General features: G+C 25.5%; 16 protein-coding genes. 7 read left to right on the top strand and 9 right to left on the bottom strand.

Annotated features, from left to right (window positions below):
- The first annotated feature begins 48 nt into the window (after positions 1 to 48).
- The 5 genes from CRU93_RS04955 to CRU93_RS04935 all read left to right on the top strand — a co-directional run bounded on the left by CRU93_RS04955 (position 49) and on the right by CRU93_RS04935 (position 7,319).
- On the top strand, positions 49 to 1,704 hold the full coding sequence (locus tag CRU93_RS04955) for a TIGR01212 family radical SAM protein (RefSeq protein WP_129103082.1): 1,656 nt from the start codon (positions 49 to 51) through the stop codon (positions 1,702 to 1,704).
- Positions 1,705 to 1,778: 74 nt separating this feature from the next.
- Positions 1,779 to 2,930 carry a PLP-dependent aspartate aminotransferase family protein gene (locus tag CRU93_RS04950; protein ID WP_129103081.1) on the top strand — a complete coding sequence of 384 codons (1,152 nt, stop codon included), beginning with the start codon at positions 1,779 to 1,781 and terminating at the stop codon, positions 2,928 to 2,930.
- 7 nt (positions 2,931 to 2,937) lie between these two features.
- Complete coding sequence (locus tag CRU93_RS04945) at positions 2,938 to 4,443, top strand: PLP-dependent transferase (RefSeq protein WP_129103080.1); 1,506 nt, start codon at positions 2,938 to 2,940, stop codon at positions 4,441 to 4,443.
- 339 nt (positions 4,444 to 4,782) lie between these two features.
- Complete coding sequence (locus CRU93_RS04940) at positions 4,783 to 6,126, top strand: cytochrome c (RefSeq protein ID WP_129103079.1); 1,344 nt, start codon at positions 4,783 to 4,785, stop codon at positions 6,124 to 6,126.
- The gene (locus tag CRU93_RS04935) at positions 6,126 to 7,319 is read left to right on the top strand and encodes a hypothetical protein (protein ID WP_129103078.1); all 1,194 of its coding nucleotides are present in this window, start codon (positions 6,126 to 6,128) and stop codon (positions 7,317 to 7,319) included. The genes CRU93_RS04940 and CRU93_RS04935 overlap by 1 nt, the downstream gene beginning before the upstream one ends.
- Positions 7,320 to 7,345: 26 nt before the next feature.
- Here the strand turns inward: CRU93_RS04935 and CRU93_RS04930 are convergent, their stop codons facing one another.
- The 5 genes from CRU93_RS04930 to CRU93_RS04910 all read right to left on the bottom strand — a co-directional run bounded on the left by CRU93_RS04930 (position 7,346) and on the right by CRU93_RS04910 (position 12,754).
- Entirely contained in the window at positions 7,346 to 8,008 is a 663-nt protein-coding gene (locus CRU93_RS04930; RefSeq protein ID WP_129103077.1) for a response regulator transcription factor, read from the bottom strand.
- Between the two features lie 52 nt (positions 8,009 to 8,060).
- On the bottom strand, positions 8,061 to 9,395 hold the full coding sequence (locus CRU93_RS04925) for an MATE family efflux transporter (protein WP_129103076.1): 1,335 nt from the start codon (positions 9,393 to 9,395) through the stop codon (positions 8,061 to 8,063).
- A gap of 15 nt (positions 9,396 to 9,410) precedes the next feature.
- On the bottom strand, positions 9,411 to 10,286 hold the full coding sequence (locus CRU93_RS04920; RefSeq protein WP_129103075.1) for a DMT family transporter: 876 nt from the start codon (positions 10,284 to 10,286) through the stop codon (positions 9,411 to 9,413).
- 96 nt (positions 10,287 to 10,382) lie between these two features.
- Positions 10,383 to 11,786, bottom strand: a complete 1,404-nt coding sequence (locus CRU93_RS04915) for a nickel/cobalt transporter (RefSeq protein ID WP_258238833.1) — start codon at positions 11,784 to 11,786, stop codon at positions 10,383 to 10,385.
- A 59-nt stretch (positions 11,787 to 11,845) separates the two neighbouring features.
- Positions 11,846 to 12,754, bottom strand: a complete 909-nt coding sequence (locus tag CRU93_RS04910) for a metal ABC transporter solute-binding protein, Zn/Mn family (RefSeq protein WP_129103074.1) — start codon at positions 12,752 to 12,754, stop codon at positions 11,846 to 11,848.
- Positions 12,755 to 12,878: 124 nt separating this feature from the next.
- Between CRU93_RS04910 and CRU93_RS04905 the strand changes: the two genes are divergently transcribed.
- On the top strand, positions 12,879 to 13,247 hold the full coding sequence (locus CRU93_RS04905; RefSeq protein WP_129103073.1) for a Fur family transcriptional regulator: 369 nt from the start codon (positions 12,879 to 12,881) through the stop codon (positions 13,245 to 13,247).
- Positions 13,248 to 13,296: 49 nt separating this feature from the next.
- Entirely contained in the window at positions 13,297 to 14,208 is a 912-nt protein-coding gene (locus CRU93_RS04900) for a DMT family transporter (RefSeq protein ID WP_129103072.1), read from the top strand.
- Here CRU93_RS04900 and CRU93_RS04895 read toward each other — a convergent pair.
- The 4 genes from CRU93_RS04895 to CRU93_RS04880 all read right to left on the bottom strand — a co-directional run bounded on the left by CRU93_RS04895 (position 14,192) and on the right by CRU93_RS04880 (position 18,541).
- Positions 14,192 to 15,505 (bottom strand): hypothetical protein, encoded by a 1,314-nt coding sequence (locus CRU93_RS04895; RefSeq protein ID WP_258238832.1) that lies wholly within the window; start codon positions 15,503 to 15,505, stop codon positions 14,192 to 14,194. The genes CRU93_RS04900 and CRU93_RS04895 overlap by 17 nt on opposite strands.
- A gap of 145 nt (positions 15,506 to 15,650) precedes the next feature.
- Positions 15,651 to 16,358, bottom strand: a complete 708-nt coding sequence (locus CRU93_RS04890) for an SDR family NAD(P)-dependent oxidoreductase (RefSeq protein ID WP_129103070.1) — start codon at positions 16,356 to 16,358, stop codon at positions 15,651 to 15,653.
- Positions 16,359 to 16,481: 123 nt separating this feature from the next.
- Positions 16,482 to 17,639, bottom strand: coding sequence for a cytochrome-c peroxidase (locus CRU93_RS04885; RefSeq protein WP_129103069.1), 1,158 nt, complete (start codon positions 17,637 to 17,639; stop codon positions 16,482 to 16,484).
- Complete coding sequence (locus tag CRU93_RS04880; RefSeq protein WP_129103068.1) at positions 17,636 to 18,541, bottom strand: sterol desaturase family protein; 906 nt, start codon at positions 18,539 to 18,541, stop codon at positions 17,636 to 17,638. Before CRU93_RS04880 ends, CRU93_RS04885 begins: the two co-directional genes overlap by 4 nt.
- Position 18,542: the final 1 nt, after the last annotated feature.

The following is an 18,542-nucleotide window of genomic DNA, read 5'->3' as shown; positions in this document are numbered from 1 at the left end:
AAAATAAATTTTAATGAAAATATAAATATAATTGCACAAAGGATTTATATGCAAGAAGCTGCTTACTTTACTTTTAAAGCTTATATGAAAAATATCTATAAAACAAATCTTTATACAATTCCAATCGATCTAGATTTTGGTTGTCCAAATAGAGATAAAAATGGCATAGGTGGATGTACTTTTTGTCCAGAAAATGGAGCAAGAGCAGCACAACTTTTAGATGCAAAAGATGCAAATGAACAAATAAAAAATGCAATTAATTTTTCAAAAAATAGATACAATGCAAAAGAATTCATGTTATATATTCAAGCTTATACAGGTACTTTTACTTCAGTAATAAATCAAAAACAAACTTACTCTAAATTATTAAGTTTATATAATTTCAAAGCAATAAGTATAGGAACAAGACCTGATTGTTTATCTAATAATGTACTTGAATATCTAAAAGAATTAAATGAACAACTTGATGTTTATATTGATTTAGGAGTGCAAACATTAAATAATTCAACTCTTAAAAAAATAAATAGAGGACATGATGCAAACTCTTCAATTAAAGCTATTAAAAAAATAAAAAAATATAACCTAAAAGTATTTGCACATATTATTATAGGTTTAGAAAATGAAACAAGAACTAATTGGGAAAATACAGTAAAACAATTAGTCAAAGAAAATGTTGATGGAATTAAAATACATAATCTTCATATAATTAAAAATACACAACTTCATAATCAATATAAAGTAACACCATTTAAAACATACAATGAGTATGAATATGCAGATGAACTAATCTATTTAATTAGAAATATTCCAAGTCATATTCCAATTATTAGAATTTCAACAGACACATCAAGTAAAGATTTGGTTGCACCAATTTGGCATATGCAAAAAGGACAATTTGTTGAATATGTTAATGAATCAATGAAAGATGCAGGATACTATCAAGGTGATTTATTAAAAAGTAAAAATATAATTTTAAAAGATCAAAACAGTTTTTTATTAGAAGATAAAAGCATAACTATATGGGATAAAAAATATAAAGATTTTTATCATCCAAAAAGTGGAGCATACGTCCAAGCAAAAGAGTTATTTATAAAACAATCAAAATTAGAAAATAGATTAAAAGAAAAAGAAATAAATCTTTTAGATATAGGTTTTGGAATGGGATATAACAGTTTAGAAGCGATAAAACTACCAAAAGAAAATAAGCTTAATATAACAGCACTTGATAAAAATAAACTTATCATAAAGCAAGCAGCTAAACTAATTAAAAATATCAAAGAAAAAGATATTTTAAAAACAATTTTTTCTACTTATAAATATAAAGATGACAAAAATAACTTAGAGTTATTTATTGGTGATGCAAGACACACAATAAAAAAGCTATCAAAAAAGTATGATATTGTATTTTTAGATACTTTTTTGCCAAATCTTAATCCTTCACTTTTAACATATGATTTTATAAATTTGTTAAAAGAAGTTATAACTAAAAATGCAATTATAATTTGCTCACAAAATAATACCTTAGTAAAAGGTGCATTTAAAGAAGTTGGCTTTAGTTATGAAGAGTTTCATATTGATAAAACAGATATCAAGGGGCTAATACTAAAACAATCAATCCCAACAAAAAATAATAAATTTTTTAAAGATGAATATTTAATATATAGAGAAAAACAGATTATTACAAACTTTGAAAAAAATATATAGTTTTATACCTATAACTTTATATAATCTTTTTTATAGTAAAATATTATTATATTAGAAGAAATTATGGGGATAAAATGTATAAAAATATTGAAACAGCTTTAAGTCATATTGCGAAATTTGCACCTTTTGAAGATGTAGCAGGTGCTTCACATTTTCCAATATACAATACAGGAACATTTGATTTAAAAAAACAAAATGGTGATAAGATTTATGATTACACAAGAAGTGATAATCCAACAAGAGAGATGCTAGAAAATCTTTTTACTGAAGTTGAAAATGGTGCAGGATGTGTTTGTACACATACAGGAATTGCTTCAGTTGCACTACTTTTTGAAACTGTATTAAAAGCAAATTCACATATAATTGTAGAAGCTGATTGTTATGGTGGAACATTTAGATTATTAAAAGTATTTAAAGAAAAATATAATATTACAGTTCACTTTGCTAACTTTTTAGAATTTGATAATGTTGAAGAGATTTTAAAAAATAATCCAATTGAACTTGTACTTTGTGAAAGTCCTACAAATCCTGGTCTTAAAATAATCGATTTAGAAAAAGTTGCAACTTTAGCACATAAATATGAAGCCTTATTCGCAGTTGATAATTCACTTGCTACTTTCATTAGTCAAAAGCCTTTAGATTTAGGTGCTGATTTTAGTCTATTTTCTACAACAAAATATATTTCAGGTCATGGTGCTGTTGTTGCAGGTGCAATTGTTGCTAAAACACAAGAGTTAAGCCAACAAATTCACTACTATGCAAATGCGCATGGAAGAAGTCAAAACCCAATGGATGTTTATTTAATATCACTTGGAATTCCTACACTAAAAGTGAGAATGAAAGAACACCAAGACTTATCTATCAAAATTGCACAGTTTTTAGAAAAACAAGAGTATATAAAAAAAGTAACTCACCCTGCTTTAAAATCACATCCTCAATATGAGCTTGCAAATAAACAAATGAAATATATGCCAGGTGTTTTTTGTGTAGACTTTACAAGTGAAGAGCTAGCTGAAAAATTTATAGAAAAAACAAAAATATTTGGAGAAAAATGTTCATTTGGAAGTCCAGATTCAAGAGTTGAAATTCCTGCAAAAATTTCTCATGCAAGTTTTTCAAAAGAGGAATTGGCTGCAATTGGAATAAGTGATAGTACAGTAAGATTCTCAATTGGTTTAGAAAATATTGAAGATTTAATAGAAGACATACAACAAGCAGTAAAGTAAAAAGTAGATGAAAGAAGAATTATTTAAGCACATTGCTTGTGGAGAAACACTACCTATAAATAATATTCATGCAGTTTCAGTAAGTATGCCAAAATTGCAAGATGTAATAGATTATGAAGAGCAGAATCCTGAAATATTAAAAAAAATAAAAAGTGCTTATCCTAGATTTATTTTGCACCCTTATTTAAAAATTCTTGCAAAATATATAAAAGAAAAATATAATGTTTGTGATAATTATGAAGTTGTACTTTTAAGTTCACAAGAAGCTGTAAAAATTGTAAGTGATAAATATTTTATTTATAATAAAATAGATATTGATGAACCTTTTGGTGTAATTCTTGTGCAAAAAGGAACAACACAACTTGAAAAAGTTCTTACTTTTATTCAACATGTTGGTTGTAATTTATCTTCAAGATTTGCACAAGATTACTTATATAAAGTAAATCTAATTGATACAATTTATCATGAAGAACTTGAAGATGAAAAAACTGCAACTTTTATACTAAAAAATACTCTAGCAAAAGCGTACAATCAACCAATAAAAAATATAGCACTTGCCCCATCAGGTATGAATGCAATATATGGTGTTGTTCGAGGCTTGAAAAAAATTCAAGAAAGAAACAATAGAACAATTTTAGTTCAACTTGGATGGTTATATCTTGATACGATGAATATCGTAGAACACCATTATGATAAAACAAAAAAATTTCTTGATATAACAAACCTTGATATTGTTGAAGAATTTTTAGAAAATAATGGCTTAAATGTATGTGCAATAATTACAGAAATTCCTACAAACCCACTAATTCAAAGTGTTGATGTAAAAAGATTAAGACAATTATGTGATAAATACAATATTCCACTTGTTATTGATGCAACTTTAGCAACACCATATAATCTAAATCTAAAACCATATGCAGATATTTTAGTAGAATCACTTACTAAATTTGCCTGTGGGAATGCAGATGTTCTAATGGGAGCAGTTATATTAAATGAAAACTTCAAAATTTCACATATGCAAGGTGAGTTTTTTAAACATCTTGATATGGTATATATAAAAGATATTCAAAGACTAGCTTATGAAATAAGAGGATATGAAAAAAGAGTAAAACAAATAAGTTCTAATACAAAAAAACTTGTAAAATATTTCAAGCAAAGCTCACTTATAGATAAAATTTATTACTGTTGCAATAAACAAAACAGACAAAATTATGAAATAGCTATGATTGATGATAATTCATATTCAGGACTAATCTCTGTCACATTTAAAAAAGATTTTAGAAAAATATATGATAACTTAAACTTTGCAAAAGGACCAAGTCTAGGAACTGAATTCACTTTGCTTATGCCATATGTTTATCTTGCACATTATAATTATATCTCTTGTAAAAAAGGCCAGGAGTTTTTAAAAAAAATAAACTTACCTATTGATTTACTTCGTATTTCAGTTGGAACTGAAAATATTGAAGATATTATCAACGAATTTAAAAGAGTAGAAAGTCTTATTTCTTAAGACTTTTGACTTTAGTTTTATTACTATAAAAAACTCCTATATTAAAAATAGCCTTTTCATTATTATCAACTAACTAATACTATTTTCTTGTATTTAATTCATCATTTTTGATATTTTAGTACTACTACAAACAAAAAATTAACAATCATTATTTATTATTTCACCAATGGTCATTTAAATCACACTCTTTTATAAAAATCAGTCTCCTACTAATTTCTGATAAAACTTCACTAAATAAAAAAATGACCATTTAATAACATAAAATTAACAATATTGCATTAGCATTTTATTTAAGTTTTAGCACAAGGTGCAAACTAAATATACAAAAAGGAGAAAAGAATGGAACAAATTGGTATGTTTCCTCTTTTTTATTTTCCAGAAATAGGTTCTGCATGGATTATGGGAATAACAGGAACTATTCACATACTTGCCTCGCATACATCAGTTGGTGCAGCATTGCTTTTTGCTTTTTTAGCACATAAAGCATATAAAGAAGATAGACCTGAACTTTATTCTTATATGAAAAAATATGGAATGTTTTTACTTATTTTTTCTTATGTGATAGGTTCAATAACTGGACCAGGTATTTGGTATACAGCAACAGCTGCAAGCCCTAGAGGTATTAGTGCATTAATCCACAACTTTGTTTGGGTATGGGCAACAGAATGGGTATTTTTCTTATTTGAAGTTGTTGGAGTTTTTGCTTTAGTTTATTTTATTGAAAAGATCGATAGAAAAACTCATCTTAAATTAACATATGCATTTGCACTAGCTTCTGTTGGAACTTTATTTTTAATTATTGGAATTATAAGTTTCATGATGTGGCCAGGAAATGATGCATTTTATCAAACAGGTGCTGTAAGTGATGCATTCTTTGGTATAAATACTTTTCCTCATTTATTTTTAAGACTTGGTTTTATGATAATGATGTCAGGTGTAATTGGATTGATAATTACAAGTGCATTAAAACAAGAAGAATTAAAACTAGAACTTACTAAAAAAATGGGTGTAATAAGTATTATTGGGGGATTTTTAACATTAGTTAGTTTTATGTGGTATATAACTACACTACCTGAAAATGCAAAAACATTACTTGATATTTATCTTCCACAAGTAATAAATACTAGAATCATATTGATTGTTCTATTCTCAATATATTTTGCAGTAGCAATTTTCAAACCAAACTTTATAAATAAAGCTGTTTCAATAACTATGTTATTTGTTATTGGAATTATTGGACTTTGGCCAGGAGAAAAATTAAGAGAGAGTATTAGAAAACCATATGTTGTGGGACAATATGTATATAGTAATCAAGTAATGGGAAGAGATGTTCCAGGTAAAAACATAAAAAATGAAGTAGATATTATTGCAAAACATGGTTTATTAAATGTAAATGTTTGGATTCCTAAAAGACTAAAAACTATTACGCCAGAAAATAAACTTGAAGTTGGTAAATTACTTACAAAAATTGCATGTTCAAATTGTCATTCATTAGAGTTAAATGGTAAATTTAGACCATTATTACCTAAATTCAAAGGACAAGATAAAGAAATGATTAAATCATTTATGAAATACACTCTTGCACAAGGTGCAATTGATTATATGCCAAAAATAAATTTACCAGATAAAGAGTTTGATGCAATGGCTACTTGGATTGAATCTCAAAATAATAAGGAAAAATAATGAATGCAGATATATTAAATTTATTAAGAGACCCAGCGGGTCTTCCATTTTATCCTGTAGTTTTTCAAGGTTTATATATTTTGACATGGGCTTTACATGCATTATTTGTATTTTTATCTTTGGGAGCTTTAGGATTATCACTTTATGGTACACTTAGACAAAAAACAGATAAAAATTGGAGTGTATTAACTCCTCATTTGATACAAGTTGGAAAAATTAGTGTATCTTTACTTATAGTACTGGGAGTTGCCCCATTACTTTTTACGCAAGTTATATATGATCCAAACTGGTACACAATAAACACTCTATCAGGACTTTGGGTTGTTATTTTTATATATTGCTTATTGGTTGGATATAGTATGTATTATTGGTACTATTATGCAAATAAAGCAAATAAAAGCAGTAGCAAATTAATAGGTACAATATCATTTTTACTTCTTATTTTTGCAGGATTATTAATGCACTCTTTTGCAGTTCAATCAATTCAACCTGAAAAATGGATGCAATGGTATGCACCAAATGGTGTTGTTGATACTTCTGGTCTAAACTTTCATATTGATACTATTAGATTTTTATTTCTTATTAGTTTAAGTATTACAGCGGTTGGTTTATTTTTACAAAATTATAGTGATTTTATTAAATCAAATAAATCATTTTTAGAATCATATACTAATCATATAAAAGCATTAGGCAGCAAAATCACAACATTTGCAATAATAATTAATTTTGTATTATTTATAGCATGGTCATTTCAAATGTGGAAAACTATTGATATTTTTTCTATTTTAATTTGTATTTATTTATTAGGATTTTTGCTACTAGAAAAAAGCATAAAAAATAGCTATATTTCAACTGTTTTATTTATTGTATTTCTATTAATAATTTCAGGTTTTAGAGAATATATTAGATTTAATATTATGAATAACATGGGCTATAATATTTATGATTATCCATTAAATATAGAATGGACTTCAATTAGTATGTTTATATTAACATTCGTATCATTAGGAGGAATTGGAGTAACATTTATTTCAACAATGGCATGGAAAGTTGGTAAAAACAATGGTTACTTTGATGCTTCAAAAGATAAAACAGTTACATTTTTAGCAAATAGTGTATTATGGATTTTATCTGTATGGTGCATAGTTTATTTTGCTTGGGGATTTTTTATATTATTTAAAAATTCTTTATAAATAAAAAGGAAGTTTTCACTTCCTTTTTAGATATTTATTTTATAACCATTAGTTCTATTTGAAATAATCACATCATTACCAATCATTTGTCTAATCTTATGAATATGAAATCTAATTGAGCCATTTTTACAATTAGTACTTACTGGATATACTCCATTTTCTAAAGTACTTGAAGATACAAAACTTCCTTTGTATTTAAGTAAATAATCTAAAATTAATAATGGTTTCTCACCTAAAAAAATCTCTTTTTCATTTTTTAAAACCTTTTTTGAAAAAATATCATAATAGATATCTTTTCTAAGTGCTATTTTGTCTGTATATACACGAAATTGCCTTCTAATTAAAGCTTTTACTCTTAATAAAATCTCTTTTTTATCTACATTTTTAATAATACATTCATCACAGCCATGTATAAATGAAGGTTTTATTATAGTTGGAGCAGAGGTTATTACCATTTTCATTGTTATATCATGAAAATCATTTAGTGCTTGCATAAGTTGAAATCTAGACAATGACATTTCATTTATATTTATCATATATAAATCATATAAATTATTGTAAATACATTCAAAAAATTCATTATTGTCTTTACAAATTTCTATTTGGAAGTCATTATCTTCTAAAATATTTATAATTTGTGAAATTGTACTATCTATACTTTCTAAAACTAAAATTTTTATTGCATTCAAGATATTTCTCCATAAGACACAAGTATTTGCTATTTTAGAATATGTTTATTAATTATTTGTTAGTTTTACAAAAAAATGTATTACTTCTTTGCTTAATAAAAAGAAAACTTGCAATTAAAAAAGTTATAAATTCACTAAGTGGAATAGTCAAAAAAATCCCAATATCTCCTAAAAATTTTGGCAATATCATAATCAATGATATAGGTAATATCAAACTTCTTGAAATTGCAATAATTATAGAGTTTAAAGGTTTGTGAAGTGCTGTAAAATATGATGTAATTAATATACAAATACCTGAAAATAAAAATGCAGGCCAGATATAAAATACAAATTTTAAAGTTAAATCTTCTATAACTTTTTTATTTTCACCTTCTAAAAATAGTTCAATTAACATATTTGGATAACTTAAAATAATAAAAGCTAAAGTAATTCCATAAAGTATTAAAAAAATAACTGCAATTTTTAATATTTTTTCAATTCTTAGAAAATTTAATGCTCCATAATTTTTACTAATTACTGGTTGCATAGAATCAGCAACTGCAAAATTCACAACTAAACTTGCCATAATAAAATATCCAATAACGGTAAATGCAGTAACACCAAATGTTCCAAAATTTTTAAGCATTATATAGTTAAATATAATCACCGTAATTCCACTTGAAGCTTCATTTACAAACTCTGATGAACCATTTTTTATAGCTTTTAGAATAGTACTTATTCCTCCATATGGAATAATAAAACTAAAATTTGATTTACTAGTTAGAAAATATATTATTAATATAATAAAAATAAAACATTGAGATATTCCAGTTGCATATGCTGCTGCACTTATTCCGTAACCTTTTATTACTATTAAATAGTAATCTAATATTATATTTGAAATTGAACTAAAAAATAGTGCAAAAAAAGCTAAGTTTGGTTTTTCATCAACTCTTACAAAATAGTCTAAAACTATTCCTGTCATAAGAATTGGTAAAAAATATAAAACTATTGATAAATACTCAATTGTAAGCTTTTTTAATCTATCTTCAGCATTAAGAAGTGTAAAAATATTATCAAGATTAAGTAATAAAATAGATACTATTAAAATAGAAGATATTACAATAAAAATAATAGCTTTTGTAAAGATATTATTTGATTCTTTTATATTTTTTTCTCCAATCAATTTTGCACATAATACGCTACTTCCAGCAGCAAACATAAAAGCAAATCCTATAATAATTGTAACAATAGGATAACTCATATTTAAACTTGCAAGTGCAATAGGACCTATATAATTTCCTACAAAATATCCATCAATTATAGAAGCAGATGATATTGCAACTAATCCAAAAATCGAAGGAATAGCATATTTAAAAAATACATTTAATGGTTTTGAAGTTAACATTTTTTTCTTTTATAATTATTTTTTATTTATTAGGAATACACCTGAGAATATAAGCATTGTGGCTAATATATCTACTAATGTAATATTTTCACCGATGAAAAAATATCCGATAAAAAGTGCTACAACAGGGGGTATATAAGTAGCAGTTGAGGCATTAACCGCACCTAGTTTTTCTACTAAATAATAGTATAAAATAAAAGCTAATCCTGTTCCTAATAATCCAAGACCAAATACAGCTCCAAGAAATACATGTGTATTATTTAATATATTAGAAATATTACTAAAATCAGTAATTATTGTTAAAACTAGCAGTGCAAAACCTAACTGATAAGTTGTAAGTGCAGCAAAATGTATTTTTAATCTACTTATAAACTTTTTTGCATATACAAAAGACATGCCTAAAATTAATGAGCCAGTCACTATATAAATAACTCCATTTATATTTGTTTGTAATAGATTTGCATCAAATGGCTTAGCTATTAAAATAACTCCTAATAACCCCACAATTATACCCAAAAATCTACGAAATGTTGCTCTTTCTTCATTTATAAATATAATTGATAAAATAAAAGTAAAAAGGGGTATTGAACCACTTAATGCTCCATTTACTCCAGATAATAAAAGTGCTGCTGCTTTTACAAAGAAATAGTAATAAACTGTTGTTCCAAGTAAAGACATAATAAAAAAATGTATTGCATATTTAAAGTGTTCTACTTTTATGACTTTTAAATACAAAGCATAACAAAAAACAGGAATAAATCCAAAAAGAACTCGAATAAAAACAACTTGAGAAGCACTAAGGTACTCACTTGCCCATTTCATATATATAAAATTTGATCCCCAGATTATTCCTATTAGCCAAAAAGCAACAGTAGGTAAGTTTTTGTACATTATTTCTCATTATAAAATTTTGTAATATTATAATTAAATTGAATTAATATCTTCTTACTTATTTAAAGTAAAAGATTAGAAGAAAGACTTCTAATCTTATAAGCTATTTGAGCTAAATAGCAATAATAGACCTAATATAAACATAACAATTGGTGATCCAATTTCTAAGATATTAGTAAGTTTATGAGATTTTGAACTTATTTTATGTAAGCTAACTCCTAAAAATGAACTTGCAAATATTACAACAGCCATACCAAAACTAATTGCCACAGAAGCTAACAATACTGCAAAATATGTTTTTAATATAAATGCATAAATAAAAAGTATGACAGTTCCAGGACAAGGAATGAGTCCTGCTGTTAAGATAAAGTATAAATCACTTCTTTTTTTATTTACTTTTTTAAAATCAATATTATCATTGTTTTTTAAATTAATACTATTTGTATTATTCCAAGTAATTCCTTGTTGATTAGTAGAACTACATGAGCTACAACCACATCCTTTATTATTCATTTTTTGCAAAAATATATAAAAAGCTAAAAGCATAATCATAACAGCTGAAATTTGTGTTAATATTTTCACTGTATCTTTTACAAAATTGCTTAATACTGTTTCTAAAATAAATACAGAAATACAAACTAAAATCAAAGCACCTATGATATGAAGAAACGACGAAGCAAGTGAAATTCCAAATGCTTTTTTATAACTACTTTTTTTCGTACTAAAATATGAAAATGCTAATGTTTTCCCATGACCTGGGCCAAGTGCATGAATGACACCATAAAGAAATGAAACAAAAAGCAAAGTAAATAAAGCAAAACTATTCCCTTTTTGTACTTCTAAAAGATATTTTTTTACTTTTTCTACAAATTTTTTAAGAAGTGAGAACTGTAAAGATGAATTTTGTACTTGAGTATTACTCTTTTTTACAACCTCTTTTTTTTCTTGAACAATTTTTTCTTTTTCTTCTTTTTTTTCTTTTTCTATTTTCTTAGGAATATGAGCATTATTTATCAAAAATATAACACTTTGTTTATCTGTAATTTTTGATATTTTAGCTTTATTTCTAAATGATATAAAATCATTTTCGAGTAATAAAGCAAAATAGTTTTCATCATCATTTAAGTGAACATACAAACTATAGTCATTTTTTATATCATAATCAACATTTATTGTATAGAAAAAATGTAAAAAACCATTTTCTATGTCAACTCTTTGTTTAGTAACAGTAAAGTTATCAGATTTTTCTTTGTTAATAATTTCACCATATGAAATACTAGTCATATAATTTTTGTATTTAGCATAATCAATAAGAGCTTTTTTGACAAATTTTAATTCATCTTTATCTATCTTATTATCTAAGTTTGTATCATATACTTGTTTTAATTGATTTGTAAAATCTTTTGTAATTACCCATTTTATATCCAATGAAGTAATTTTTGTATCTGTTGAATTTACTTTAATAGAAACTTTTGTATCAGGAGAATAAATAGCACACAAAGCACAACCAAAGGCTATGCTTGTGAACAAAAAGAGAAATAAAAGTAATTTTTTTATCATTATTTTTTATATGAATCAACAATTTGTTTAGCAGTATTAATTAGAGATTTTTCCCAATCTTCATGTAAAGGACTCATTGGTATAGCAACACCATTAATACTTTTTGCAATTATTTTAGCACTTTTTTGAGAAAACTCAGGTGCAACAAATACAACTTTTATATTATGTTCTTTTGCCTCATCAATCAAATGAGCTAATTGACTTGGTTTTGGGTTTTTACCTTCAACTTCAATAGGAATTTGTTGTAAATCAAATCTTTTTGCAAAATATCCCCAAGCAGGATGAAATACCATAAATGCTTTACCTTTTACAGGTTTAAGAATATTTTTGATTTTTAAATAAAGTGAATCAATTTCCAAAATAAAATTTTCATAATTTTTTCTATAAAAATCTTTATTTTTTGCATCAATTTTTACAAGTGTTTTATAAATATTTTTTGCTTGTACTTTAACAAGTAATGGATCTAACCAAATATGTGGATCCAATCCTGTATGTTCATGTGCATCGTGATCTTCATGCTCTTCATGATCTGCATCATGGTCATGGTCTTCGTGTTCTTCATGATCTGCATCATGGTGATGATGTGCAGCCATTTTTATTTTAGTTATACCATCTTGAGTATTTACAATTAAAAGATTTTTATTTGCATTTTTAAATTTTTCTAACCATACTTTTTCAAATGGTACTCCAATAGCAAAATATGCATCTGAATTAGAAAGTTTTCTCATTTGAGATGATTTTGGTTCGTACGTTGCAGGTTCAAAACCTGGTCTAACCATAACATTTACTGATATTTTATCTTTTGCAATTTTTTCTACAAAATATTTTTGTGGAATAATACTTACAGTAACCTCTTTTGCAAGTACAAAAGTACTAAATGCAAGAAGTAAAATAAAAAGTTTTTTCATTAAATTCTCCTATTTTTTTTGCAATCGTGTTGCATTTTTGAAATTTTATTATATAGTTTCTTTATTGCAACTTAGTCGCAATTAAATAATGGAAATTTAATAAAAAATTGATATAATCACTCTTATGAATATAGAAAAATTAGTAGATAATAAAAATTTAAAACTTACAACTGCTAGAAGAGCAATCTTAGAGATATTTAATAATTCTAGTAAACCTCTGTGTTATGATGATATAAAAAATAGTTTATCAATGGATAAAGCAACATTTTATAGAAATATCACAAAATTTGAAGAAGAAGGAATTGTAAATAGTTTCGAATCAAATGATAAGAAAAGATACTATGAAATACAAAACAATCCCCATGCACATTTCATTTGTACAAAATGCTCAGCAATAGAGTGTATTCCAGAAAAAATGGATTTTAAAATTCCAAATCACAAAATTGATAATATAATTATCAAAGGAATCTGTTCTAACTGTCTAAATAAATAACCTTACAATTAATATATTCAAATTAAATTTTTAAATATGAGAGATTATTATGACACAAAAAAATAAAAATATATTTTATATATTAATGATACTTGCAATGTCTGGATGGGGAGCATCTTGGGTTAATGCAAAGGTTCTTAGTTCATATATAAATGAATACGAAATGATTGTTTTTAGAAACTTTTTTACTATTATTACTTTAGCACCTATTTTAGTATATTATAAAAAGTATTTTTATATTAGTAAAAAAAGTCTTATATTATGTATCATTGCTTCTATTTTAATGATTGCATATATGAAATGCTACTTTCTTGGAACAAAATATGGTACTGCAAGTTTAGGTGGAGCATTAGTAACAACTCTAATACCAATAAATACTTTTATATTAATGGCACTATTTTATAAAAGAAAAATACAGAAAAAAGATGTATTTGCATTGATAATCGGAGGATTTGGAGTACTTACTATACTTCATGTTTGGACATTTAATATGCAAGAGGTATTTACTGCTCATAACTTATACTTTTTATGTGGTTCATTACTTTGGGCATTGGTTACTATTGTTAGTTCTAAAAGTACAAATACTTCTCCAATGGTATTTTCATTTTATATGTATGTTATTATGTCTATAATAGCTGCAGTATTTTTTGTAGATTTTTCTGCTATTAATTTTAGTAGTTTTGATTCAGTATTTTGGATTAATATGTTTATTGTTTCTGTTATTTCTACAACTTTTGCAACAACAATATATTTTATTGGTATTGAAAAACTAGGAGCAAATGAAGTAAGTACTTTTATATTTTTAGTTCCAGTGTTTGCCATTTCATTTAGTGCAATATTTTTAAAAGAAGAAATCAGCCCATCGATTGTTATAGGAACAATCATGACTTTATTTGCAGTAAAGATATTAAACAATATTAAAATTTTCAAAAAAAAGCAATTAACTAACGAAAAATCTTAGTTTCAAACTTAGATTTTTCATTTTTATCATAAATAATATTTAAACTTCCTGCATCATAATATAGCATCAAAATATTTTCCAAATAATCATATATTGAACTATATCTATTTTGATTTGAAATTATCATACTATTTTGAGAATCAAGTAAAACTTTCATATCAATTTTTGATCTGTCATATAACTTCTTTATTCCTATAAAATTATTTCTAGTTGTAATACTTGATATGTAGGTATTATTAATTGTTTTATATGAAGATAAAACTTTTTTTAAAATATCATATATTTTCTTTTTTATTTTTATTTTTTTATTTGACAAAGTATATATCAAGTTTTGAAGTTCTGATTTATTTTGTACTGTCTTATTTGTTATTTTTGCATTCATATAAACAGAAAGCTTTTCTTGAATAATTTTATCAAATTTCTCACTACTCCATGGTTTATGCTCTTTTGTTAGGTTTTTACCTTCTTGTATATTCTTTTGACTTTTTTCTTTTAATTGTTTTTCATATTTATTACTTTTTTTTACTACTTTTGATTTATGTTCAATTAAAGAGTTTAATATCTTAATTTCTTTATCATTTTGTATAATTTCATTTGACAATTTTGAACTAATAGAATCAAATTTTTCTTTATTATTTATATAAAAAGCAATAGTTTCATTTAGTATCTTAAACTCTTCACTATCAATGAAATAATCTTTTAATTTTTTGTTTTTTATATTGCTATTTGTAAGATAGGATAGACTAGTTTTATTTTTAAGAATTTTTTCTTTTACTTTTAATAGATCATTTTTTACATTTTTTAATTCAACATTCCACTTTTTTAAATCTTTATCTTGTTTTATTCCACTTTTTTCTCTTTTTTTAGATATTTTCATATTATCTTTTATAAGATAGATTCTTTCTTGTAATAAATCTTTGTTTTTTTGTAATTTTAAAGTATCAAAATATATTAGTGATAATTGAAATAAAAGTACAGCATCTAACTTTTTAGCTTTATTTTCATAAAACATATCCAATAATAATTTATTCTTTTTAGTTTTTGATTCTTTATAATGTCTTTTTACAAGTTGTTCTAAAACTAACATTGAGTTGTAATTGCCTTGACAATACAAACCTATTATACACTCTGATTTATCTTTGTTTATAGAAAATTTTTGTTTGTTGTTTATTATTATGTTGTTATTTTTTACAATTATAGTGAAGTTTTGTTCCAATGCTTTTTTATATAGATGTGTTAAATCTACTATTTGTTTATTCTCTTGAGAAAAAAGACTTTCAACAATAAGAAAAAACAATATAAACACTCTATATAACATATTAGACCCTATTTGTTATAAAATTAAATATATTATAAAATAATTATTATAAAGCTACACTAAAAGTAAAAAGAAAAGAAAAATTCAGATTTCTAGAAAAAGTTTCTAAAAATCTAAATTGTAATTATCGTGCATAAGAGCAGTCATTTATATCAATACAAGTCCCATTTATATACTCTGGACTATCAGTTGCTAGCCAAACTATTGTTTTTGCAACCTCTTCTGGTTCGGCAAATCTACCTGTACTAACTGACTTTTTAAACTCTTTTTTTCTTTCTTCTGAGTTGTCTTTTTGCATGTCTGTTTCTGTTGGGCTTGGAGCTACACAATTTACTGTAATACCATGAGAACCTAGAAGTTTTCCATATATTTTAGTAGCATTAATAAGTCCAGCTTTAGCAATCCCATACCAAATATCAGGATGACCAACTTGACCTGCTATTGAAGCAGTGTTTACTATTCTTCCAAATTTTTGTTTTTTCATATGTTTACAAAAAATATTCATAAGCTCAACAGGAGCATACAAATCAACATTCATAATAGCATCTCTTGCTTCTTCTGGATAATTATCATAAGTATATTTTGGTTGCATATAACCTGCATTGTTAATCAATATATCAATATCTCCAACTTCTTTTGCAAGTGCTGGTATTGTATCTAGTTTTGATAAATCACACTCAATAGCAGTTACATCTTTTACCCCAATTAAAGGACAAGTAGTAAACTCTCTTGCGACGATTATAATCTCATGCCCAAGTTCAAGCATAGCTCTTGAAATTGCAAGACCAATTCCTTTATTTCCACCTGTTATTAATACTCTTTTTTTACTCATAATTATCTCCAAAATAATTTATACAAATAGTATATAAGACAAAGGGTTTTAAAAATCTTAAAAAATATTGTTATTTATAAAATGAAGAAAAAGTTTCAAAATATGAAACTTTTTCTCACAATGTTATTTTTTTAGTAGGTGTTCGTATCTTTTATCTGTAAGTAATTTAAGAAATGCCACTAAAGCATCTACTTTTCTATCTGATAGTCTTTTTGCTTTTAATTTCTCTTTTGCAATTGTTGATTCAACTTCTGGTTCAGCCCAAGGTTTACCTGTTTCTGGATTTATTTTTCTTTTTGTATTGTTATATTTGTCATAGAACTCTATTACAGTTCTAAGGTCTTTAAATACTCCATTATGCATATATGGTGCTGTTACTGCTACATTTCTAAGTGTTGGTACTTTATATTTACCTTTTTGTTTTACATCTGTAACTTCTGGATTATTTAAAAGTCCATTATCTATTGCTTTTACACCATTTTTTGCTCTTAGTTTATTATTTATTGGTGTTCCAATATTATGATACTCATAGTTCGTAAAAGTTTCATATTTTTTGTCTTCACCTCTTAATACATGACAATTAGCGCAAGAGTTGTTATTGTTTGAGAAGAAGATTGATTTTCCTAAATCTTCTAATGGAGTTAAATCATATTTTCCTTCTAAATATCTATCATATTTAGAATCAAATGGTGCAAACTCTTTAGTCATTTCAAATGCTTCAATTACTTTTGTTAATGCTGTATAAGCTTTATCGTTTGATTCAAAGATATGATCTCCATAAATCTCTTTGAATTGTTTTACATAATATTCATTTTCTTTTACTCTATTTATTATAGATTTTTTATCTGGCATTCCCATTTCTGCTGGATTAAGAGGTGGTGCTCCAGCTTGATCTGCTAAAGTTGGTGCTCTTCCATCCCAAAATTGACCACCAATATACTCTTTTTTCTTAGCATCATAGTGAAACTTAGGAGAGTATTTTGCATATGTTGCTGTTGGAGCTTGTCTATCTCCAATTGATTTATTATCATCTCCTAAAGATGCCATTTTATTAACACCATTATCTCTATTATCTACAAATCCAGTTTGTGGATTATGGCAAGTAGAACAACTCTCCGTTCTGTTTTTTGATAAGTTTTTATCAAAGAAAAGAACTTTCCCTAATCTTTCTTTTTGTAATTGTATTTTTGCTAATTGTTCTTTGCTCATAGAAGCACTATTACACCCACTAATAAGTAATGCAATTAAAGAACATCCCAATATTTTTATATAATTATTCATATTTGTTTCCTTTTAAATAGTGTAAGAAATGGAGTAAATATAAGTTTAATTACGCTGTCATAATCTTTCATTTGCTCTTTTCTCAATCCAAATTTCATAGTTTTTACATCTTTTGATAGTGTTAAAGTATTAAATAATCTGTCCCAAATAGCTAAATATCCTCCATAATTTCTATCGAAATGTTTTGTACTGTGATGTATTTGATGCATATATGGAGAGATAAGCCATTTTTCAAGCTTTGTAAAATATGTAAATTTTACATGTGAATGTCTCAAGTTTGTACCTATTAATGAAAATATAAAAATAAATATATTCACTCCAAATACATCAAATACACTTAGCATTGCACCAAAGAAGTAAATAAAAACTCCCGTAACAATACCTATACTTAAAGAATATCTAAATCCAAACAATATGTTTTCCACTGGATGAATTCTATAAAAAGTAAGAGGATTTAATACTTTTGCACTATGGTGGACTTTATGAAAGTGCCACAAGAACGGTATAGTATGCAAAAACCTATGTGTCCAATATCTTGTAAAATCACTTACTAAAAATAAAGATACTGTGTATAAAATCATAATAGTTTCATAAGGTAATAAAGAGGCTCTATGAAAACCAAACTCCTCTATCATATAACTATTAACTCCTAATGCTATAGTTTTTGCACTTACAACAATAGGATAAATCATAAATATCTTAATAAAGTATGAAAATACAAAATATATATAATCAACTCTTGCACTTGGATGCCACCAAAGCTTTGAAGAAAAAAGTATCTTTTTAGTTTTGTCTTTTTTTATATATACACAAATAAGTGCAATAACAAAGGAACTTAAAAGAAAACCCCAAAATACTCTTTTATTCGGATTTGTTAGATACTCAAGTGCAAAGAAATCCAAT

This window comes from Arcobacter sp. CECT 8985, from assembly GCF_004116495.1.
Taxonomy (GTDB): domain Bacteria; phylum Campylobacterota; class Campylobacteria; order Campylobacterales; family Arcobacteraceae; genus Malaciobacter.
This window is presented reverse-complemented; position numbering and strand designations above follow the sequence as displayed.

Bases quoted from the DNA above. Each gene is read 5' to 3' on its own strand.
- CRU93_RS04945 (WP_129103080.1), top strand. From the start codon at position 2,938: ATGAAAGAAGAATTATTTAAGCACATTGCTTGTGGAGAAACACTACCT.
- CRU93_RS04920 (WP_129103075.1), bottom strand. From the start codon at position 10,286: ATGTACAAAAACTTACCTACTGTTGCTTTTTGGCTAATAGGAATAATC.
- CRU93_RS04925 (WP_129103076.1), bottom strand. From the start codon at position 9,395: ATGTTAACTTCAAAACCATTAAATGTATTTTTTAAATATGCTATTCCT.
- CRU93_RS04935 (WP_129103078.1), top strand. From the start codon at position 6,126: ATGAATGCAGATATATTAAATTTATTAAGAGACCCAGCGGGTCTTCCA.
- CRU93_RS04950 (WP_129103081.1), top strand. From the start codon at position 1,779: ATGTATAAAAATATTGAAACAGCTTTAAGTCATATTGCGAAATTTGCA.
- CRU93_RS04900 (WP_129103072.1), top strand. From the start codon at position 13,297: ATGACACAAAAAAATAAAAATATATTTTATATATTAATGATACTTGCA.
- CRU93_RS04910 (WP_129103074.1), bottom strand. From the start codon at position 12,754: ATGAAAAAACTTTTTATTTTACTTCTTGCATTTAGTACTTTTGTACTT.
- CRU93_RS04890 (WP_129103070.1), bottom strand. From the start codon at position 16,358: ATGAGTAAAAAAAGAGTATTAATAACAGGTGGAAATAAAGGAATTGGT.
- CRU93_RS04955 (WP_129103082.1), top strand. From the start codon at position 49: ATGCAAGAAGCTGCTTACTTTACTTTTAAAGCTTATATGAAAAATATC.
- CRU93_RS04885 (WP_129103069.1), bottom strand. From the start codon at position 17,639: ATGAATAATTATATAAAAATATTGGGATGTTCTTTAATTGCATTACTT.
- CRU93_RS04905 (WP_129103073.1), top strand. From the start codon at position 12,879: ATGAATATAGAAAAATTAGTAGATAATAAAAATTTAAAACTTACAACT.
- CRU93_RS04940 (WP_129103079.1), top strand. From the start codon at position 4,783: ATGGAACAAATTGGTATGTTTCCTCTTTTTTATTTTCCAGAAATAGGT.